At 48.8% G+C, this 21852-nt stretch carries 18 protein-coding genes and 1 tRNA gene; 2 read left to right on the forward strand and 17 right to left on the reverse strand.

Annotation, left to right across the window (positions count from 1 at the left end):
- Window positions 1-70: 70 nt before the first annotated feature.
- The 15 genes from prc to N3Z11_RS07470 all read right to left on the reverse strand — a co-directional run bounded on the left by prc (window position 71) and on the right by N3Z11_RS07470 (window position 18859).
- On the reverse strand, window positions 71-2095 hold the full coding sequence (prc, locus tag N3Z11_RS07400) for a carboxy terminal-processing peptidase (RefSeq protein WP_260656522.1): 2025 nt from the start codon (window positions 2093-2095) through the stop codon (window positions 71-73).
- 16 nt (window positions 2096-2111) lie between these two features.
- Window positions 2112-2834, reverse strand: coding sequence for an RNA chaperone ProQ (proQ, locus tag N3Z11_RS07405; protein WP_260656523.1), 723 nt, complete (start codon window positions 2832-2834; stop codon window positions 2112-2114).
- Window positions 2835-2837: 3 nt separating this feature from the next.
- Window positions 2838-3182 carry a hypothetical protein gene (locus N3Z11_RS07410; protein WP_260656524.1) on the reverse strand — a complete coding sequence of 115 codons (345 nt, stop codon included), beginning with the start codon at window positions 3180-3182 and terminating at the stop codon, window positions 2838-2840.
- Window positions 3179-3652 carry a GAF domain-containing protein gene (locus tag N3Z11_RS07415; protein WP_260656525.1) on the reverse strand — a complete coding sequence of 158 codons (474 nt, stop codon included), beginning with the start codon at window positions 3650-3652 and terminating at the stop codon, window positions 3179-3181. The genes N3Z11_RS07410 and N3Z11_RS07415 overlap by 4 nt, the downstream gene beginning before the upstream one ends.
- An 82-nt stretch (window positions 3653-3734) precedes the next feature.
- Window positions 3735-4403, reverse strand: a complete 669-nt coding sequence (locus tag N3Z11_RS07420; protein ID WP_260656526.1) for an SIMPL domain-containing protein — start codon at window positions 4401-4403, stop codon at window positions 3735-3737.
- 150 nt (window positions 4404-4553) lie between these two features.
- Entirely contained in the window at window positions 4554-6401 is a 1848-nt protein-coding gene (locus N3Z11_RS07425) for a M1 family metallopeptidase (protein WP_260656527.1), read from the reverse strand.
- Between the two features lie 130 nt (window positions 6402-6531).
- The gene (locus tag N3Z11_RS07430) at window positions 6532-7425 is read right to left on the reverse strand and encodes a GGDEF domain-containing protein (RefSeq protein WP_260656528.1); all 894 of its coding nucleotides are present in this window, start codon (window positions 7423-7425) and stop codon (window positions 6532-6534) included.
- Between the two features lie 107 nt (window positions 7426-7532).
- Window positions 7533-9368 carry a protein kinase domain-containing protein gene (locus N3Z11_RS07435; protein WP_260656529.1) on the reverse strand — a complete coding sequence of 612 codons (1836 nt, stop codon included), beginning with the start codon at window positions 9366-9368 and terminating at the stop codon, window positions 7533-7535.
- A gap of 102 nt (window positions 9369-9470) precedes the next feature.
- Entirely contained in the window at window positions 9471-10646 is a 1176-nt protein-coding gene (locus N3Z11_RS07440; protein WP_260656530.1) for a YbfB/YjiJ family MFS transporter, read from the reverse strand.
- Window positions 10647-10796: 150 nt separating this feature from the next.
- A complete protein-coding gene (locus N3Z11_RS07445) occupies window positions 10797-12407 on the reverse strand; it encodes a dihydrolipoyllysine-residue acetyltransferase (protein ID WP_260656531.1) in 1611 nt (536 codons plus the stop codon).
- A 22-nt stretch (window positions 12408-12429) separates the two neighbouring features.
- Window positions 12430-13407 (reverse strand): alpha-ketoacid dehydrogenase subunit beta, encoded by a 978-nt coding sequence (locus N3Z11_RS07450; RefSeq protein WP_260656532.1) that lies wholly within the window; start codon window positions 13405-13407, stop codon window positions 12430-12432.
- On the reverse strand, window positions 13407-14591 hold the full coding sequence (locus N3Z11_RS07455; RefSeq protein WP_260656533.1) for a thiamine pyrophosphate-dependent dehydrogenase E1 component subunit alpha: 1185 nt from the start codon (window positions 14589-14591) through the stop codon (window positions 13407-13409). Before N3Z11_RS07455 ends, N3Z11_RS07450 begins: the two co-directional genes overlap by 1 nt.
- Before the next feature lie 513 nt (window positions 14592-15104).
- Entirely contained in the window at window positions 15105-16202 is a 1098-nt protein-coding gene (gene astE, locus N3Z11_RS07460) for a succinylglutamate desuccinylase (protein WP_260656534.1), read from the reverse strand.
- A 191-nt stretch (window positions 16203-16393) separates the two neighbouring features.
- A complete protein-coding gene (locus tag N3Z11_RS07465; protein WP_260656535.1) occupies window positions 16394-17656 on the reverse strand; it encodes an endonuclease in 1263 nt (420 codons plus the stop codon).
- 330 nt (window positions 17657-17986) lie between these two features.
- Window positions 17987-18859 (reverse strand): DMT family transporter, encoded by an 873-nt coding sequence (locus N3Z11_RS07470; protein WP_260656536.1) that lies wholly within the window; start codon window positions 18857-18859, stop codon window positions 17987-17989.
- Between the two features lie 250 nt (window positions 18860-19109).
- On the opposite strand from N3Z11_RS07470, the gene N3Z11_RS07475 reads away from it, so the two are divergent.
- A tRNA-Pro gene (locus tag N3Z11_RS07475) sits at window positions 19110-19186 on the forward strand.
- A 46-nt stretch (window positions 19187-19232) separates the two neighbouring features.
- Here the strand turns inward: N3Z11_RS07475 and N3Z11_RS07480 are convergent.
- The gene (locus N3Z11_RS07480; protein ID WP_260656537.1) at window positions 19233-20207 is read right to left on the reverse strand and encodes a GNAT family N-acetyltransferase; all 975 of its coding nucleotides are present in this window, start codon (window positions 20205-20207) and stop codon (window positions 19233-19235) included.
- Window positions 20208-20429: 222 nt separating this feature from the next.
- Here N3Z11_RS07480 and N3Z11_RS07485 point away from each other — a divergent pair, with 222 nt between their 5' ends.
- A complete protein-coding gene (locus N3Z11_RS07485) occupies window positions 20430-20789 on the forward strand; it encodes a putative quinol monooxygenase (protein ID WP_260656538.1) in 360 nt (119 codons plus the stop codon).
- A 34-nt stretch (window positions 20790-20823) separates the two neighbouring features.
- On the opposite strand, the gene N3Z11_RS07490 is transcribed toward N3Z11_RS07485, so the two are convergent.
- Window positions 20824-21753, reverse strand: a complete 930-nt coding sequence (locus tag N3Z11_RS07490) for a sodium-dependent bicarbonate transport family permease (protein ID WP_260656539.1) — start codon at window positions 21751-21753, stop codon at window positions 20824-20826.
- Between the last annotated feature and the right edge of the window lie 99 nt (window positions 21754-21852).

Here is a 21852-nt window from a genome sequence, read left to right on the forward strand (position 1 = left end):
AAATAAACGACACAAAAAAACACAAAGGACTGAAACCAGTCCTTTGTCGGTCGAGCGTAAAGCGGCTGAACTATTTTTTCGCCAGTTTACTGCTCATGATCAGATCTGCAGTGATAAGCGCTGTCTCTTCCAGGAAAGGATCCAGTTTTTCCAGCACTTCAGGTGCGTCTTCCGCTTTTTTTACCGGAGGCAACTTTAATCTGGCCAGACGTTCATTGGTACGGGCCAGTTCACGGGCGGCCAATTCATCTTTTTTCGCGATACGTTCTTTTTCGTTCAGAGAAACAGTTTTTACATCTTTTTCTTTCTGATATTCAGCTATGTCTGCCAGCAGGAACTTAAACTCCGGCTCTTTGGCAATACGTTGCTGGTGTTTTTCCATCAGAATTGGTAAAGCCACTTTGATGTCGGTTGCACTGCTATAGCCGGCAGGTGCAATGGAGTCCCATGGCAAGGCGTTTTTCTCTTTGCTTTCGCCCCATTCAGCCGGATCTATCGGTGATGGGAAGGTGATATCAGGCACCACACCTTTGTGCTGGGTGCTGCCACCGTTGATACGGTAAAACTTCGCAATAGTGTATTGCACACTGCCAAGCTCACCGTCGAAGGTGTCATAAATCCGGCCCAGGCCACGGTGTTGCTGCACCGTGCCTTTACCGAAAGTGTGTTCACCCACAATCACAGCACGACCATAATCCTGCAGCGCAGCGGCAAAAATTTCCGACGCTGAAGCACTATAACGGTCCACCATCACGGTAAGCGGGCCTTCGTAAAATACACTGGCGTCGGTATCGTCATTTTGGGTAATGCGACCGTTACCTTCACGAATTTGCACCACCGGGCCTTTATCAATAAACAGACCCGTCAGCGTAATGGCTTCAGGTAATGAACCACCGCCGTTGCCACGTAAATCAACAATAATACCTTCGACTTTCTGCTCTTTGAGTGCAGCCAGCTCTTTGCGCACATCTTCTGTCAGGTTGTTGTAAAAACTCGGGATATTAATCACACCGATGTTTTTGCCATTCTGATGCAGCATCGACTTAAATACTTCGCCTTTGGCTGCTCTGTCTTCCAGACGGATCTTATCGCGGATAATTTCGATTTGTTGTGGCGTCGCCCCTGCCGTATCGCTGGCCGCCATCACCTGCAAACGGACTTTCGAGCCTTTAGGGCCTTTGATTAGGTCTACCACATCATCCAGACGCCAGCCGACCACATCAACAAAATCTTCATTGCCCTGTGCCACGCCAACAATACGGTCTTTTGGTTTCAGCTTTTTGGTTAAATCAGCCGGACCACCGGGCACCAGACTGGCAATGGTGGTGTAGTCATCGTCCAGCTGCAACACAGCACCAATACCTTCAAGGCTCAGGTTCATTTCCTGCTGGAAACGGTCAGCGTTACGTGGGGACAAATAAGAAGTGTGAGCTTCGATACTACGGGCATAAGAGTTCAGGACCAGCTGAAATACATCTTCACTTTCCGTTTGTGCCAGCCGTTTTTTTGCGCTCTTATAACGTTTTAATAAGATGTCTTTGATTTCAGTCTCGTTTTTACCAGCTAACTTCAGGTTTAACGCATCAAATTTTACCCGCTGACGCCATAACTCGTTGAGCTGCGCCATGTCCGCAGGCCAGGGAGCGCCTTCCCTTTCATATTCGTATTGATCGGCAGTGGTAAAATCGAAGGGCTTGTCCAGCAAAGAAATTGCGTAATCAAAACGTTCAGCACGACGTTGCAGACTCAGGTTAAACATCTGATAGGCAAAATCAAACTGGCCTTTTTGAATGGCATCGTCAAACTGAAACTTGTATTGGGCAAAACCGTCAATGTCACTTTTGAGCATCACGTTGTGGAAATAATCCAGACTATCCAGATAGCGTTCAAACACTTTGGCTGATAACTCGTCGTCAATCTGCACCTGCAGATAATGACCACGGGTAAAAATTGCCGCAACCCTTTTACTGGCGGTGAAATGCTGGTCCAACTGCGCCAGCTTTGGCATCACCACAGTATCGGAATTTACCGCTGCCAGTACCGTACTGCCTGAGATCAGCAGCAATGCTGCCGCTATACCGGATAATCTTTTCATCTGAGACTCTGCGTTGTTAAGCCTGATACAAACTGCCGCTATGCGTTTTGACCACCATACCAGAGGCTAACTGCACTACGACGTCCTGTTTAACCACTTCGACTACGGTAGCTGGCATTGGGTTCTGTCCTAGTTTGACTAAAACTTTAGCGCCCACCACCAACTTATCTGTCGCAACGGCCTGCAATTCTTTTTCAGCAGCCGGGGCTGGCTGAGCTTTCGGCCGTGGTTCTTTCAGAGTAGAACTTTTTGCTGCTGCAGCGGCAGACTTTGTTGCCGGTTTTTTGTAACCAGTTTTGTCAGTTTTACGCTCAGCACCGGCAACAGCAGCTGCTTTTGGTTTTTGCGCCTGCTGTTTGGCTTTTTGTTCAGCAATTTTTGCTTTACGAACTTCAGCTGCTTTTGCTTTGCTTTCAGTCAGGGTTTTTAATGCATGTTCAGCTTGCTGCTGGTCAATCAGCTCGCCCGCTGTGCCATCCAGATCGACCCTGGCCACCCCTTCTTTCACTGCGTCCAGATAACGCCAGCTGGAGGTGTAGACGCGCAGCGCCTGACGCAACTGAGTTTTGCTCAGCTGCGGATTGTCTTTTAAACGTTCAACCAAATCCTGGAAGATACCGATTTTCAGCGGTTTCGCTTCACCAGTCAGCGTGAAACACAGTGGAAACTGTTCACTTAATAAGGCTACGATTTCTTTCACGTTGTGTGGTTTAACTTGCGGTTCGACTTGGCTGGTCATGCATTAATACTCTTCATCTTCTTCGTCATCTACATCGGTATCGCTGTCGTCATCGTCAGCATCATCTTCATCGAGGGCTTTATCCAGAACTTTTCTGGTGTGAGCCAAAGCCCAGTCGATTAATTCGTATTCGTCGGCTTCAATCAGCACCAGACTGCCACGCAGCTGGTCCCAGATATCACGCATCAGTTTGTCTATCAGTGCAACTTCAGTGTCATCGGGAATTTGTTGCCATACCGCATGGTATATAGCATTGATCCGGTCTGCAACCAACTCTTCATCACCTTCCCAGTCGCCGACATCGCCAACGCCGAACAGGTAATCATGGATTGAAACCAAATCCTTCATAAAGTTTGTTCCAACCGATCTTCAAAAACAGCCACCAGCGCTGCCAATCCTTGTTGATCGGCGTCATCAAAACGGGCAAGCGATGGGCTGTCGATATCCAGAACAGCGATGATTTCATCGCGCAGTCTGACCGGCAACACGATTTCTGAATTGCTGGCTGCGTCACAGGCAATATGGCCAGGGAACTCGTGCACATCTTTCACCAGCTGGATTTCGCCTGTTGCCACTGCAGTACCACAAACGCCTTTGCCGACAGGAATGCGGACACAAGCAGGTTTACCCTGGAATGGGCCTAACACCAATTCACCTTGTCTTAAAATGTAAAAGCCTGACCAGTTCAGATCAGGCATTTCATTAAATAACAAAGCGCTCAGGTTGGCCATATTGGCAATCAGGTCGGTTTCATCTGCGATCAGCGCCTGTGCCTGCGCTGTTAATGTGCGGTAAAAGTCTAATTTTTCAGCAAACATGGGTGTTCAGTATCTGACTATCACAAAGGCCACTACCTTACTTGGTTTGGCTTTAAATTTAAACCTTTAGCCAGAACATTTATCAGGGCTTTGCCAGTTCAAACTGTATTGACAGCTCAGCACGTACCTGATTATTACCAAATTGCACTGTATCAGAGGCCATCATTGCCATTTTATGCATGGGCGCCGGTGAAGCGCCCTGCTCCTGAATTTGATGTACCTGCTTGATCTTCCGTCCGCTTAATCTGGCCAACTGCTGCGCTTTTTGCTCAGCATCGGCGTAAGCCAGTTGCAGCGCCTGCTGATACAAAGGTGCAGGTTCAGAGACAACAAGCTCAGCCGGCGCCAGTTGTGTAATGCCAAGTGCAGCGGCCTGCTCTAATAACGCCGGATATTTGCTTAAGTCACGCACCTGTACCGTCAGCTCGCGTTCAACCCGGTACATCTCAACCGCCTTTTGATCCTGCTGATATTCAGGGTAGATACGCAGCGGTGCATTATTAATGTCGCTGCTGGCAACACCCAGTTGTTGCACCATAGCGGTCAGTTGCGCAATTTTAGCGTCAACTTCTGTTTTGGCTTTACTCACCGACGTTTGCCTGCTGCCCACTGTCATTTGCAGTCTGGCCCTGTCCGGCGCCGCTTGTACAACACCCGAGCCCTGCACTGAGATGAGCGCTATTTGTTCCTGAGCCAGTGCCTGAGTGCTCAATAGCAGCGTCAACATGGTCAGAGGCAATATCATTTTCATTGATGTGTTCCTTTTGTGGTGTTTATGCAATCTTTCGCCAAAACATAAGCCTGCCAGCTGCCGATGAACTCTGGCTGAAATATCAGAGCCGCCATGTTAATGGCGGCTCTGAATAGAAACTGTTAAATGATGTTGCCGGTCGCTTTGGGGTTATTGCACGATTTTATCGACCTGCGCCTGGGTCAGCGGGTGATAACCCGGCCGTGCCTGTTGATAAACCTGTTTGGCAAAATCCTGCCAGTGTGGATTATGTGCCAGTGCCCGATACAGCGGCACCACAAACTTGGAACGCCCTACTTTTAATAAAAACTGCCGTAACGGCTGTTTTAAGGCTTCGTAATTGAGTGGCACCGCAAGCCGGCTCCATGCCACAAATAATTCCGCATTCTGGCTTTGACTAAAGCCAAATTGCTGATCAAGGTTGATTAGCTGTTGTCCCGACAACTGACGCGGTAACTTATCCAGTAAGTGCAGCCACTGGTGTACTGTCCACTGGCTTGTTTGCCACTGGGGTGTGCCGGCAACAAAAAGCGCAAGCTGCTTTTCTACGTCGCTAAAGGCATCGGATGGCCGTTTTGGATAAGTGTCCGGCAAGCCACCCTGAAATACCCATTGCTCAACTTCGGCCTTAGACACCACTTGCGGGTATTTATCTAACAGATTGGTTTGTAAAAACTGTAAAAACCGCGCTGTATCCATCGACCGAAAAGCAAAAGTTTTAAAATATAAAGACACAAACTGATCAAACCGCTCGCGGCCAAAGCGTTGTTCCAGAAAACTTAAAAACAGCTGACCTTTGACATAAGCGACAGGGCTAAATGCTTCATCCGGGTCGCGGCCCTGGAGCTTGAGCTTTAATGCCTGATCGGCTTGTGTTAAATCCGGCATAGTGCGGGTTAATTCGGCCACACTCAGGCTGTATTCCATATCGGCGCGGCCTTTGCCGTACACTTCCGCCATGAGTCTGTTTTCAAAAAAGTTGGTAAAACCTTCGTTTAACCACAAATCTTCCCAGTTGCTGTTGGTGATTAAATTACCCGACCAGGAATGCGCCAGCTCGTGGGCTATCAGACTGACCAGACTTTTATCGCCGGTGATCACTGTAGGGGTAATAAAAGACAAACGTGGATTTTCCATGCCACCAAAGGGAAAACTGGCCGGCAAAATTAATAAATCATAACGGCCCCATGGATACTGACCATATAGCTTAGACGCCACATCCATCATGGCCTGAGTGTCGGCAAACTCATTCACTGCTTTTTTCAGCCAGGTTTTTTCGGCATAAACGCCGGTTTGCGCTGACATGCTCTGAAAGTGCAAATCGCCTACAGCTAAAGCCAGCAGATAGGACGGCACAGGTTGTGGCATGTCAAAGTGATAATCGCCGTCACGTTCGGTATTTTTGCTGTTATCAGCACTCATTACTGCCAATAATTGTTTTGGGGTGCGGATGCGCGCCTGGTAACTCACCCTGACCGCCGGCGTGTCCTGCAGTGGGATCCAGCTTCTGGCATGAATTGCCTGAGATTGGCTAAACAAAAACGGCTGCTGTTTTTCACTGGTTTGCGCCGGGCTTAACCACTGCAAACCGCTGCTATCTGCTGTAGTGTGATAATACACCCGTACTTTCTGACTGCCTGGTGATAGCTGAATACTCAGGCTTTGGCCCAGAATGCCGGCCGCTTCGCCTAACTGAAAATAAGCGCTCGCCCACTGCCCGTCAGCTTTTTGCTGTAATACTTTTTCAATGACCAGAGCGCGACTATCAAGTACGAGGGTGTTGGCATCCTGCTGCTGTCGTTTCAGTTGATGTTCAACAAAACCACGCAGTTCAGACTTGTCAAAATCGACAGTAACATCCAATAACAGATGGCGGGAGCTGATTTGTTCAGGATTGGAAAAACTATGCTGGTCGCGCACCTGCGCCTGTAACTGTGCGCTGAAACTCACTGCCATCAACAGCAGGAAAAAATGAAACAGATAAAACATTTGTGGCATAACGGCCTCCGAAGTTAAGGCCGTTATCATAGGCGCAGCGCCAAATGAAAAAAAGCAGTTAAATGCTGTCAGAATAAAAACAACCTGTGTATTCAAGGTTTTTGCTGATTATTGAAGTCTTCAATACGACTTAATACAGCCTGACACAATTGCGGCCATTGGCTTTAGCCTGATACAAAGCGTGATCGGCAGCAGCAACCAGTTCATCCAGCGATTGTAAAGACAAGGAAAATCCGGCAATGCCGATACTGCTGGTCACTTGCTGGCCGGCAAGTTGCTCCGGATACCAGAGTGCAATTTTTTCGCGGATCCGCTCGGCAAGCGCCAGCGCAGATACCGCACTGGTGTCCGGCAACACTGCAATAAACTCTTCACCACCCAGACGCCCTAACTCATCCGGCTTACGCAACTCCGCGTTCACTCTGTCGACAAAACCACTTAAAATACAGTCACCTACGGCATGGCCAAAGGTGTCATTCACCTGCTTAAAATGGTCTAAATCAAAAACCAGCACCGCCAGATCCTGCTGGTATCTGCGGGCTTTTTTCAGATAAAGCCCGGCAATTTCCAGAATTTTTCGTCTGTTGTAGCACTCGGTCAGCACGTCATGATCAGCCATACTTTGTAACTGACGCTGTAAATCTTTGATTTTGCTAATGTCGGCTGCCACAAGACCAGTGGCAAATAATTTGCCTTCGGTGGAATAAATCGGGAATTTAATCGATAAAAAATCACGGTCTATACCGTCCACCGGCACCACTTCTTCCACACTGATTGGGGTATTGCTTTGTTGTGCCAAAAGATCGGCACGCCTGAACTGAGCTGCGGTTTCGGCCGGGAATAACTCACTGTCTTTGCGACCAACAAAGTCGCTGACCGGCCGCTGAAACAGCCGGCCGTATTGTTGGTTCACATACAGATATTCGCCATCCAGTGATTTGGCACCAATCACAGCCCCCGAGTTATCGGCGATAGCTTTAAAAATTTGCAGTTGTTGTGCTGACCAATCTTTTTCGTCACTCATAGCGATAACCAAAGTCCGTTATGGTTGCCCGCAAAAGCAGGTTATACCTCAAGTCAAAGGTAGCAGAGGCCAGAGAGGCCGGTGAAAAATATTACGAAAATCTGATATTAGCTTGATAAGCCACTACTTTGCTTCGGATTGGCCGGATAATAGCGGGCATTCTGTACTATCTGGTGTGGAAAAAAACGGGTGTCTTTGTGCGGCAATTTCATAAAACCACCTACACCTTCTCCGGCAATAAGCGGGATATTTTTGACGATATTCGCTAATAACGCACTGAACTCCTGCTCTTTTGCCGGATCAAGCAAATGAAAATAACTGTGAATTTTCATATAAAGTGTGGTTACTTCAAAAATTATACAGCCGCTGTGCCTGATAAGGTTCAGTTTGGCAATGTCCGCCATAATAGCGTCCGGTAACACCAGCTGTTCGTCCGGATCTTTCCCATCTTCAAAATACGAATGTTGTTTGCTGCTGTCATCCGGACTTAACGTAGATGCCACTTCATAAGGAATACAAGTACCAGCAGCGGCGGCAAAAGGATGTTCAGTGCTGGTTCTGGATAAATGAATCGTCTGACGGGCATTAAACAAACAGGCTTTAAAAATACCGACTTTGCCAATGGCCTGCGCCAGATAAACCACATTATTCACCGCCAGGCTAAATGCACTATAAAGCCCGGCGTCGTAGAGGTGCAGATTACAATCAATATAAACCCCCTGCTGTTGCCAGTGAATGGCAAGCCCTCCCACCACCGGATAACGTGCCAGCCGGCTTACCGCAGCAACAAAGGCTTTTTCCGTTTCGCCCATGCCTTCCAGATAGTTTTTGTAATAACGCTCCAGCTGGACATCGTCCACATACTGAATACCCGCTTCTTCGCTGTGCTCGCGTAAAAATGATTTACGCGACGAATACACCACTGTATCCAGTTCTTTTGTTTCATCGTTAGCGCGTACCGGCAACAAGGGATTGTCATCAAATAACCTGAGTTCAGGCAGTACCAGCTGCTTTAGCCTTGGCATCACTTTGAGGAAATAATCGCCGGCATCAGCGCGTAGCTGTGCGTCGTCGGCCAGCATACTGTCGAGGATAGTGGCAAATTCCATCGGTAAACCCAGGCTGCGGGCCGGAATGGCTTTACGGCCAAAACGACAGGACTGCCCCGACGCCAGCGCATATAAGGTACCGGCCACACCCTGTTCGTCAAATCTGGGGCTGGATAAAGCGCCAAGGCGCTGCTCGGTGCCGATAAAATACACATCCCCCAACCTGGCGTTGGACGTTTGTAAATCGGCTGACATCAGCTGCATCACATTATTGCTGATGTACTGGCCCTGCTCGTCCGTCTGGGCAAACACCGACGAGCCCCAGTCCACCAGGCTGATTTGACCGCTTTGTTCATCAAACACTATGTTGGAGGGTTTAATATCACCATGCACTATCGGGCAAAGTTCGCCGTCTTTGTGATGACTGCGCAGCACTTTTAATAATGCAGCCAGCTGAGCGGCAATATCAATGACCAGCCGCACCGGCAAGCGGCCATGGCGCAGGCTGTACTGTTCCAGATCCACCCCTTTGGCCCGGCCCATCATCAAAATGCCCTGCTTTTTGATCAGCTGATAAGTGATATAACGTGGCACATTGGCATGATTCAGTTGCGACAGCATAAAGGCTTCGTCGGCGAGCCTTTCCTGAATATGTTGTGGCAGATTAATACGGGAAAATTTAAACACACATTGTTCGTTGCGCTGATCAAGGCCGGCAAAAGCAAAACCATAAGCGCCTTTGCCCACCAGCTCAATGTCGCGATACCCCAGCTTTTGCAGCTCTTCAATACAAAGTGCCACCCAGTCTTTGAGTTTTTTAGCGTCGTTGGCATTGAGCAGATAAAAGGACTGTTCTTCCGGAATGTAGAAATTGCGAAGCTGGTGTTTTTCCATGCTGAACTCTGTTGCTACCGCTGAGAAAATTGCTGTGTTAAACATACTTTGTTAAACGACAGGACGTTACCACGTGATTTGCGTACGGTAAATCAGCCGTTGTCAAAGTTGTTGTTGCGGCCGTTGCGGCTGAAGTCGCCACATCAGCACCACAGCTATCCCCAATAACAGCGCTGAGAGCTGTAACATCAGCTGAAAATTGCCACTGTATTGCACTGCAACACCGGCAAGCCAGGGCGCGATGATTTGTGCCAGACCATAACTTAAGGTGAGTTTGCCCATGGCCGCTGCTGCATTGTGCTGATAACGCCGCCCGGCGAGCGTCAGCATCAGGCTGACAATACCAATAAAAGTGATGCCAAATAACAAAGCGCCCAACACGCCTGAGAGCGCGCTTTGGTTATATAGCGGCAATAACATTGCGATAATTTGCAAAACTAAGGCCTGTAACAAAGCGTTTTCAAGGCCAAAACGGCGCGCCAGAGCATCCCAGATAAAAGGTGCCGGCGTGGTCACAAGTCCAACACCAACCCAGATCCAGGCGCCAAGGTTTTGCAAGGACCGAATATTTTCAAGCTCAAGCAGGATAAAAGTGGTGCCGGTGGCAAAAGCAAAACCGGCGCAAAAATAAACCATCAGCATCGTCCTAAGCCACTGGCCGCGCTCTGGACTGTGGTTATTTCTGTTGCCAGATAATGGTTGTGGCGCAGGTAGCCAGCACCAGGCTGGAAACAGTAATAACAGGCTCAATGCTGCAAACACCCACCACAGCTGATCCCAGCGTAAGTTTTCTGCATAAAGGGAACAAACAAGACCAGATAACAAAATACCTGCGCCCATACCGATAAAATGGCCGCCCAGTTGCGGTTTAAAACCGCTTCTGGTGAGATAATTCAGTACAAAAGCTGACGCCAGTAATAAACCGGCAATGCTGGCAAAGCCGCCGGCAAAACGTAAAAAAGCCCAATAACTGAAGTCGGTGGTCAGTCCCATGCCAAAGGTGCTGAGTACCGACAACAGCAAAGCGACACGATACAGCCGTAATTTTGTGTTGTTGTTACTCAGCCAGGCCACAGTTAAGGCGCCTGTCAGATAACCGAGATAATTAAAGGTGGCCAGAAAGCTGCCCTGCGCTTTGCTCAGTTCAGTCTCTGCAAGCATCAGCGGCAGCATTGGGGTGTAAGCAAAACGCGATAAACCAACACTGAGAATTAAAGCTGCAATACCTGCCAGAATGACTTGCGTCGCTTTGGGTGTGAGCCGGCTTATTTCTCGCATAAAGAGCTCTTGAAAATAATCACTCAGGCTGATTAAGCCTGAAAAGTGCAGACGCTGCTATGCGACTTCCGTCGTAAAACACGCTGATGAAAAACAACAAACCCACCAAAATGGTGGGTTTGTTGTTCAAACTCTGTCTCGCGCTTTGGCTTAACGCATATTCACCAGCATACTGCTCGGCTCTTCCAGATACTGTTTCCACAGGTTGGTAAAGCGGGCAATAGTGCCGCCATCAATCACACGGTGATCACCAGACCAGCTGACCTGCATGATAGAGCGTGCAACCACATGGCCTTTGTTGTCAAAACGCGGCAGCTGCTGCACCTTGCCAAGGGCAACAATAGCCACTTCAGGTTTATTGATAATAGGCGTTGCTACTGTGCCGCCAATAGCACCAATGTTAGATATGGTGATAGTGCCACCTTTTAAGTCGCTTGGGCTAACACGGCCTTCACGGGCTGAATCGGTCAGTTTGGTTAAGTCCTTGGCAATTTCGACAATCGACTTATGCTGACAACCTTTCACATTCGGCACCAGCAAACCCACTTTAGAGTCTACGGCGATACCTATATTGTGATCGTCAAAATAAGTAATTTCAGAACAATCGCTGTTCACCTGGCTATTTAAAATCGGGAACTCATTTAATGCCAATGACATCGCTTTCATAAAGAACGGCATCATCGTGAGCTTGACGCCCTGCTTGGCAAGACCGTCTTTTAAGCTCAGCCGAAGCGCGATTAAGTCTGTTAAATCAATCTCTTCACAATAAGTAAAGTGTGGAATAGTCGACACCGACTCAGCCATTTGCCGTGCCATCGCCGCTTTAATGCCTTTAATAGGCTCGACACGACGACCGCCCGTGTTCACTGCAGAAGCAGCAACTGCTGCCGTTGTTGCTGATGTCACAGCAGCGGCTGTTTTTGCGGCGCAAACCGGCGCTGATGCGCCACCACTGACAAATTTCTGTACATCTTCTTTATAAACACGGCCTTTGGCGCCAGAGCCTGCCACCTGAGTTAAATCAACATTCAGTTCACGGGCTAAACGACGTACTGCAGGGCTTGCCACTGCTTTGCCGTTATTGGCTACCACTGTGGCAACCACTGTTGCCGACATTGCTGTTGGGGCATTTGTGACACTGGCAGCAACTGGCGTAGCAGCTGGCGCTGCTGAATGTGCTGCTACTGCCGCAGCTGCACCTTCCACCACTCTTTCGATGGCAAAAAGTGGCGCGTGCACTTTGGCAATCTGACCTTTAGCGGTATAAAGCTTTACCACTTTGCCGGCATATTTGGCCGGAATTTGTACTAAAGCTTTGTCGGTCATCACATCACAGACCGGCTGATCTTCGGCAATGACATCACCTTCTTTGACCAGCCAATCCACCACTTCACATTCAACAATACCTTCGCCGATATCCGGCAGCAGGAAGTCTTCAGTGATTTTGCCGGAAACCGCGGCGGTCTGAGTCGCAGCTGTTTGTGCCTGAGCCACTGGTGCTGAAGTTGGGGTGGCAGTTTCACCGGCAATTTGCATTTCAAATAAAGGTGCGTGCACTTTGGCAATATCACCTTTGTTGTAATACAACTTGCTGACCACGCCGTTAAACACCGATGGAATTTGCACCAGTGCTTTGTCGGTCATCACGTCACAAACCGGCTGATCTTCAACTATGGTGTCGCCTTCTTTCACCAGCCATTCGACCAGTTCACATTCGACAATACCTTCACCGATATCCGGCAGAATAAAATCTTTTTTCATTATCGCCTCTATCAGGTTTGGATCAGAACTTCACTGAAGCCACAATAGCTTCAAAAGTTTTTAAATGATCTGCCACGTATTCACGTTCCAGCGCCAGTGGATACGGTGTATCTAAACCACATACCCGTGCAATCGGGCTTTCCAGATGCAGGAAACAACGTTGCTGAATAGTCGCGGCAATTTCACCGGCAAAACCGCCTGTTAAAGGTGCTTCGTGGTTAATGACTAAACGGCCGGTTTTGGTCACCGACTTCACTACGGTTTCCACATCCCAGGGCAGAATGCTGCGAAGGTCAATCAGCTCACAGGAAATGCCTTGTGCCGCAGCCATTTCAATGGCTTTTTGGCAAATTTCAATTTGCGCGCCCCAGGCAAGCACTGTCACGTCTTTGCCTTCCTGCATCACTTCGGCCACGCCTAAAGGAATTTCGTAATACTCTTCCGGCACTTCGCCGGTGGAGGCACGGTACAGTTTTTTAGGTTCAAAGAAAATCACCGGATCTTCTGAAGCGATAGACGCCAGTAACAAACCTTTGGCCTGGTATGGGTCACGAGGTACCGCAATTTTTAAACCCGGGGTGTGGGCAAAATAAGCTTCAGGTGACTGGCTGTGGTAATGACCACCCGCGATACCACCGCCGTATGGCGTGCGAAACACCAAACCACCGACATTAAATTCATTGCCTGAGCGGTAACGGAACTTGGCGGTTTCGTTGACGATCTGGTCAAAGGCCGGAAAAATGTAGTCGGCAAACTGAATTTCAGCCACAGGCTTCATGCCCTGTGATGCCATGCCATTGGCAAAACCAGCAATACCCTGTTCAGTTAATGGGGTATTAAAACAGCGGTCTTTGCCGTATTTTTCCTGCAGTTTAGAGGTTGCACGGAACACACCACCAAAGTGGCCAACGTCTTCACCAAAACAAACTACGGTGCTGTCTTTGGCCATCGCCAGATCAAGGGCGTTATTAATGGCCTGCAACATATTCATCTTCGCCATTATGACATTCTCCCTGAAGTGATTGGATAAGCATCCGGATATTTACGGATGTGCGCTTTGAGTTCAGCCAGCTGACGCTCAAGTTCAGGGATAGGTTCGGCGTACACATCAGAAATCAAGTGTTCAATGCCAGGTTTTGCCACTTTTTCTGCCACTTTTAATGCATCCAGAATTTCAGCACGCAATGCTTCAATCTGTGCTTTGTCGGCTTCATCATCCAGCCAGCCTTTGGCCAATAACCATAAACGGAAACGCGAAATAGGGTCGTTTTTGCGCCAGTGTTCTTCTTCTTCCTTGCTGCGATAACCACTTGGGTCGTCAGACGATGAATGCGCGCCTAAACGGTAGGCGATAGACTCGAGCAACACCGGCTCGTTGGTCTCAAGCGCATATTCACGCGCCATTTTAGTCGCCTGGTACACGGCCAGAATGTCGGCGCCATCCACCCGGATGGCTTTCATGCCATAACCGACAGCACGACAGGCAATACCGTCACCTTTAAACTGCTCGTTAGCAGGGGTAGAAATGGCATAACCATTGTTACGGCAGAAAAACAGCACCGGCGCTTTGTGCACAGCGGCCATATTTAAACCGGCGTGGAAGTCACCTTCAGAGGCTGCGCCTTCCCCAAAATAACAAATGGTGACGTTGGATAAACCACGCAGTTTTTGCGCGTAGGCATAACCTGCTGCTTGCGGGATTTGGGTACCCAGCGGGCTTGAAATGGTCATGTAATAAATATCTTTTGAGCCGTAATGCACTGGCATCTGACGGCCTTTACCAAGGTCTTTTTCGTTGGAGAACAGCTGGTTCATAAACTGTTCCAGCGAAAAACCACGGTAACGTAAAGCACCCTGTTCACGGTATTGCGCCATGATCATGTCTTTGTCATCCAGCGCAGCTGCACTGCCGACTGTGGCGGCTTCTTCGCCTAAACACTGCATATAAAAGCTGATGCGGCCCTGACGCTGCGCAGCAAGCATACGCTCGTCCAGTACCCGGATAAAACTCATGCTGTGATACATTTTCAGCGCGGTTTCTTTGTCCAGTTCAGGTGCCACAGCACCAGGGTAAATAGTACCGTCGTCCTGCAGAATACGAAGAGTTGGGATCTGTAACGCGTGCCCACTGGTAAATCCGGCTGTATGCACAGTCGAAATGGTGGCGTTGTTAGGGTTGGTCATAGGTCTCTCTTTAGGTTTCGGGTAACGCGGACCTTGGTTGTTTGCCGGCATTACCTTGAATTGAACCAGACTGGCGGCGCACCATTGCTCTGTGGCAATTTGTGGCAGGCAAAACCAGCTTCTCCCCATGGTGCCGTTTAAGCTGGCGCTTCAGATAACGTTTTAACTGCCCTTGTTTTTAGTACTCACAGCAAGTACCCATCAGGGCTTTACGTCAACGTCAATCTGAGCTGCGCCTGCAGCACCCGCTATTCTTGTTTTTAGAATATGATCGATTTTCAGAATGCGCCGCAACTTTACCTTTACGTAAACTGCATTGCAACCGGATCAGCCATTAAAAATTAGCAGAAAGCCAAAACAAAGCGGCAAGAAATGTTGATCCGGCCCTTCTCAGCCGCATGTCGTGCATAGCGGCGCAGCACTTTGTGTTTCGAAGTTTAGTCACTGCTCTGACAAGACACCCAGGCATAAAAAAGCCACAACACATGTGGCTTTTTTGACAGTCCCGGTCACTCAGGCTGTTCGGCCTGCCACTGAAATGGGTTTCACCATCAGCATGGCTCTTTGGCCTATGGCTACTTTGGCATTGGGGAAAATGAGCGCTTCACCCGGCTGCTCTACCACATATTCAATACCTTCGTCCCTGGCCAGCACTGTGCCGGGCGCAAACTGGGTAAAGTTTTCGATATCTGCGGCAAAACAAAGCTCAAACGCCTCAGTTTTTTTGTTAATGGCGCGATATACCTCAAACAAATGAAAATCTTGTTCGGCAAAAGTTTTGCTGCTGATTTGAACGCCACTGATCAGATTTCGGAGCAGCAGTGCAACATCAGCAAAACGGCTATGGTCGTTTTGGCCAAAAGGCCGCGCTTTGCCAAGCTCCAGCGTAAAAGCATGGGCGTTGTGCTGCTGGGCGCCGTAATAACTAAAAGTGGTGGCCGGCGTTTGCATTAATAAAAAAGTGTTCACGCCACAGCTGGCCCATAAGGTCAGTTGTTGCTCAGACCAGGGTTTGCCGTGCAAATAAGGATACACCGCAAATTTTTCAAATTTGGAACCCCGAATGGCGGTGTGTAAATCGTATAAAGCACGGTTACGCCCTTCCGGCACTGCTTGATAAAAGCGGCTGACATATTGCTCTAAGCGTGCACAACGGAGTTTTTCAAAGGACAGCCCTGCCGCTTCCGCCTGCTGTTCAGACGGCGCCTCTGCCAACACCGCAGCGTCTATCTGATGAGCGCCGGAGAAAAACCTGTTCATATTGTCTTTTATTTCACGCACTCCGGCATTCATTGCCGGCGGATTGCCGAATAAAAACAACACCCGCTCTGACAGCTGCAGTTTTTGCAGCAGAATGTCTTTAACCAGCTCGGCACATATTTCAATGGGCGCTGTTTCGTTACCATGCACACCTGATGACAGCACTATGTCATTATTGCCATAACTGACAGGTGTAAAACAAATGACCCCGGTGTCCCAGATGTCGCACTTTGTGCCATTTTGCAGCACAAAACTTGTTGCCGGGTAAAAGTGTGGGTGTTTGAGGGTAAAAGCCAGAAAGTCGGCATCGCCAAGCACTTGAGGCAAAGCTGTAGGTAACGCAGATAACATAACTGGTCCTTGCAATGTTGAGCAAACAAACTGCCGGCGTCAGAGTTGCAACAGCCTGAACGGCAGAGCGTTATTGTAGCCAGCTCAGTGACGGCTTTGCAGCAAAAAAATGACGGCCAAAGGCCGTCATAGTGCAAAAAGCTTGTTTATACCGGCATCAGCGACTAAGCGCAGTTGTTGCCGCTGTCGCTTTACTGGCAGGAACTGCCATAAATTGAGCTGGCCCACTGCGGATTATCGATAAAGGGGTTGCGGTTTTTCTGTAGCTCGTAAATGCGGTTGTTACGGCGCTGCTCAAAACTGTCTACCGGATCGGCTAAATGCCAGGCGAGCAAAACACAAAGTTTCCCCATTTGTGGAGCTGTACTGCCGGTTGGCGCAATATTCGGAATAGATAAATCCGGGGTGCCACTGTCATCACCGCCCTGATAACGCACGTCCATATAAAACAACATCCTGGCCACGTCACCTTTAACCGCTGCACGAGGCTCAAAGCTGTCGCTGTCGGTTTTATTCAACGGCGCTTCGGCAACGGCTGTGCCGCCATTATCAAAGTCTTTATTGCCACGGGTAGAATTTAACGACACATCTTCCGGTCTTAAATGATGTAAGTCGGTATGGGCGTACTGGCTTTCATTCGGGAAACCATGGCTCTTGGCCCAAACGTGCTCGCGGTTCCAGGCATCCAGAGAGCTGCTGGTATTCACTCTGAAAGTTTTTGGCGTGCTGCGTCCGGCGTACAGCAGAATCACGTTGTTGGTATTGGCCGGATCTTCGTCGGTGTAGCTTATCGCATCCCAGACTTCGCTGTAGCTAAAACGCACATGACCACGCAAAATATTATTTAACGCAGTTTTCAGTGCCGGGCCTGTTAAGCCTGTGGTGCCAACATAATAAGTAGGTAAATTAACTGTGGTTGAATCGCCGCTGCCGCCGCCGTCACAAGCAGTGCTGAATACACCGGAACCCGGCGTGCCGGCATTGGTTGTCACCTGCCAGTCGGCCGCAGTATTGCTGTCTGGTACGTTTTTGCGCGCGATTGACTTATCAACCGCATTTAAACCCCAGCCGCTGACTGCATTTTCAAAAGCCACCAAGTCAATTTCGGTGCTGCCCTGGCGCAGCCGCACATAATCACCACTATTGCCCAGTGACAAAGTCATGCCTGACTGATTGGCAGTTTTTCCGGTCAGCGCCTGCAAGGCACTGCTGTTTTTTGCCACCACAAAATAACCACCGGCGCTGATGGTGCCGGTGAGATTAAAACTGCCACCGTTATCGGCCAGGCTATAACCTGTTAAGCTGACCGCAGCGCAGCTGTCGTTATAAATTTCGATATATTCTTCGGTACTGTCATTGTTCGGTGCATCATAAAGCACTTCCGACAACAGCAATTTAGCCTGTACTGGTTGCAAAATAAGGCAGCAACAAGCCGCCAGAATAAGACGTTTCATCAGTTCCCCACTTTATACTTATCTATTTATGTTGTTTCGTTAGCTGCAAAGAGCCAAGTTAGTTTGTCGATGCACCAGGCAACCCGTTCAGGCTTATCAAAAACGCGTAAAAACAAGTTTTTTGCATCAACAAGCATGATGGTTTTGGTATTGCGCCGGTGATTGACTGTCGTGAACTTTCAACACTTTGCTGTTAAAAAGCACGACAGCGCCACAGCATAAAGCAGGAATATGACAATTACCTTATTTAAAGTTAACTTATTAACAAATGTCTGACAGTTAGAAACTGCTGTCTCAATCATGGGGTTGAGCCACGGCAGGTAAAACTTCTCAGGCCCACATCACCAGAATGGCCGCCACTACTATTAACCCAAGCCCGAGATAATGCTGCTGTTTTAGCTTTTCCTTAAAGAAGAATGCAGAAATCATTAAGGTAAACAACACTTCTACCTGACCCAGAGTTTTTACCAGCGGTACTATTTCCAGGCTCATAGCAGTAAACCAGCCTAAAGAGCCAATACAGCTGCTGACACTGGTCAGTAAAGTCAGCCTTGGTTTTGCCCATAAGGCACTAAGGGTTTTAGCGTCACGCAGCGCCAGATAAAAAAGCAATAACAGCGTTTGTAAACTAATCACAAACAGTAGTACCCAGGCCGCACCATAAGGAAATGGCAAGCCAAGGGCTAAACTGGCCTCCCGTACCCAGAGCGACGTGAGCGCAAAGGCTAAGCCGGAAGCGCCGCCTATCAGCACTGTCGGCCAACTGATGGTGTTGATGCTGGTTAAACCACTTAATAAAAATACTGCAATGCCACCAAGCACAACCCCAAGCCAGCCCAGTGGGGTCAGTGTGCTGGCAAAAAATAATACCCCAAGCACAGCAGCAAAAATGGCTTCACTTTTGGCAAGCCCAACGCCTATGGCGTAATTTTTTTGCTTAAAAAGCACCACCATCAAGGCTGTGGCCAGAATTTGCATCAAAGACGCGGCCACCACATAAAATACAAAGTTGCCGTGAAATACCGGCATCAGAGCATCGGGCGATTGATACAAACCCCACAGATACAAAGCCGCTAACGGGCTGGCGTAAATAAAACGCGCCAGCGTTACCCCCAACACATTCACATCCACACTCAGTTGTTTTTGAAAGGCGTTGCGCCAGGCCTGCATAAATGCAGCTAATAAAGTAAATAAAATCCACATCTTATAAGTCTCGTTTCTGTGCTTTGCTGGCCGCGGCTGCGCTGAAGCTTCGGTAGTGGTTAAATCAGGAACAGAAAATTGCACTGCCGGATGGCCGGATGGATATGGCCAATGAGGTTAATGTAACGGATTTTATGCTTGCTGTTGCCGGAGATTCTGACAAAACAGGTTAAAAACCCAGCAGTTAAACCAGCTGCCCCAGACATTCCGTTGCAATCAGGAGGAAAAGTATTATGATAAGCCCCAACGTCGGTACGTAGCGCAGCTTGGTAGCGCACTGTCATGGGGTGTCAGGGGTCGGAGGTTCAAATCCTCTCGTACCGACCATTAATCTCCCGCTGTAAATTCTTGTTTTCTCTCTGATGTCTTTTCATCAACGACTTTTTAAAAACTGATGGCAATAACGCACTGCCGGATTGCGCAGCAGCATATGGTGACTGATCCAGCGTTGGCCGTCCGCCCATGCCAAATCGTTGTGATCAGCTGAAGTATAAAACTCAACTGTCTGTACCCTTTTGCACAAAAACTCACGCTGTAATAACAGATACAACAACAGACGGCCCGGTGAATAAGCCGAAAAGTCTTCATCGTAGGCGGTTTTTAACAAGATCAGCATTTGAGCTGATGCAATACAAAGCTCCATCGCCACCGGTTGATCATTCAGGCAAAGCTGATAAACACAGGCTTGCTCAGTTTTGGCAAAATTTTGCAACAGCTGAAGATAAAACTGCCCTTGCCTGTTGTTCAGATGCACTGCTGTGCCTATTTTTTCTTTCCAGCCTTTAGATTCCAGAGCGCCAAATTGCGTCAGTGCGTGTTCCATCTCGGCTGCTTTGGTGAAACAGTTCAGTGTTAAGTGCAAACCCACCTGTTGTACCTTATCAAAACGCCGCTGCAGATTTTGTCTGAATTTTTTACTGCGTCGTTGCAGGTAATCAGCAAAACTTCCTGCACTGACGTCGACATTAATGGTCAGTGCATGAGGCATTATTGTTGCTTGCAACGGGCTGCTATCAGAGTTTATCGGGCTATAAGCAGGGTCCTGACAGGGCAAATCCAGTCCCAATGTAAAACCAGGTAATAATGGCAATAACTGCGCCAAAATGGCAGGGTTTTGCAGCAACAACGGAGTCACCTGTGCCTGTGCCGGTAAAAATAACGACCATTTGGTGACCCCCTTGCGCTGCACTAACAGCATGCCGTCAATCACACCGCCACTTTGATGCACACAAAGCCAGACAGCGTCATGGGCAAAATACTGCAGCATGGCTTCGATAAATCTGCTGTCGAAATAAGGATGCTGCTGATACAAATCAGTATTGAGCTTGTCCCAGGCGCTTTTAAACAAACCAAGCCCCTGCTTTGCACAGTAAAGACACCAAGAGTCCATCCCAACCTCTTTATTACTCTGACAGCAGACGTTATGCCTGAAAAAGGCATAGTATTTTTATATAAAGTAGTAATTTGGTATTAATCTGTTTATAAACGCAGGCTTTTAATAAAGCCAGCTGCTTTGAACAACACCTTTGGTTGGTAAAGCAAAAAAACGTCCAGTACCGGAGCCAGTTTGATGTCAAAAAAAGTTTATTGTATCGCTCAGTTTTTACCCAAAGCCGGCCAGGAGCAGGCGCTGTTTCAGGTATTACAAAGCCTTGAAGCCAATACACTCAGAGAAGATGGCTGCCTGCAATACCGCGTGACACGGCAGATCAGCAGCCCCTTTGCCGAAGGTAAAAGTTTTCCGCTGGTGTTTAATGAAATCTGGGCTGATTTAGCCAGTTTTGAAGCGCATTGCCAGCGCCGCGAAATTCAGACCTTCTTCAGCCGTTATTGCCTGGCTGAAGACGGTCTGGCCGAAGACTGGAATGTTTGTATTTATTCTGATGAGCCGGTAGGTTATGACGCGCCGGAGTTCAAGCACAAAGCATAATGCTGCGTGCTATAAACCAGCGCCTGGCATTATATTAATAAAACCAGCTCAACCACTGCTGATAAAGCGGAATGCCCACCAGCACGTTCACCGGGAAGGTAACACCAAGGGCTGCCAGCATAGAAAGGCCAATATTAGCGCTGGGAATAGCTGCTTTAATGGCTGCAGGCGCGGCAATATAAGAGGCGCTGGCGCATAAAGTGGCCAGTACCAAAGCGCTGCCAAGTGGCAACTGCAGTGCCAACGCCGCCAGAATGCCGACCCATGCCAGTACAAAAGGCGCTGTGGCGGCAAAAGCCAGCAAACGCCAGTGTTGCAGTGGCAAGGGTGAACACACCCGTGCTGTACAAAGGCCCATTTCCAGTAAAAACATCGCCAGCATGGTTTTAAATCCGCCCAGCAGCACCGGCGACAGAGGCGCCAGTCCCTCCGGACCATAAAGCACACCAATCAACACACCGCCGCCTAACAACAACACACCCCGGCTGGTTAACGACTCGCGCAAAATGCCGCCTGCACTGCCCTTGCCGGTTAAACGCCGGTGTAACCATAACATCATCACAATGGCCGGCAGCTCAAGCAGCACCAAATAGAGGGTTGTTTCTGCATTGAGCGGTAACTCAGCCTTTTCGGTGAGCGCCAGCACCACAGCAAAGGTACCGGCACTGACAGAGCCATAATGGGCGGCCACACTGACAGCGTCATCCTGATTGAGCCTGACCAGGCTTCTGAGCACCGGATAACACAACAAGGGCAAAATAAAACCCAAAGCGGCAATGGTGAGAAGTTCAGGCACTATCTGCGCCGATAACTGGCCATGTAATGCCAGCCCGCCTTTGAGGCCAAGCACCAGCATTAATAAAATTGACAGGGTTTCATAAATCGACTGCGGAACTTTTAAATCCGACTTTAATAACCCGGCCACCAGACCCAGGGCAAAAAATGCGATGACAATATCCGGCACTGTGTACTCCCGTTTTTTATGAGGTTTTAGCCAGTTGCTTTACAACCATTACCAAAGCTCGCTACCTGAGCTTCGGTGATAACAGTTCGGGTAAAGCCG

This window comes from Rheinheimera sp. 4Y26 (assembly GCF_025245835.1).
GTDB lineage: Bacteria > Pseudomonadota > Gammaproteobacteria > Enterobacterales > Alteromonadaceae > Pararheinheimera.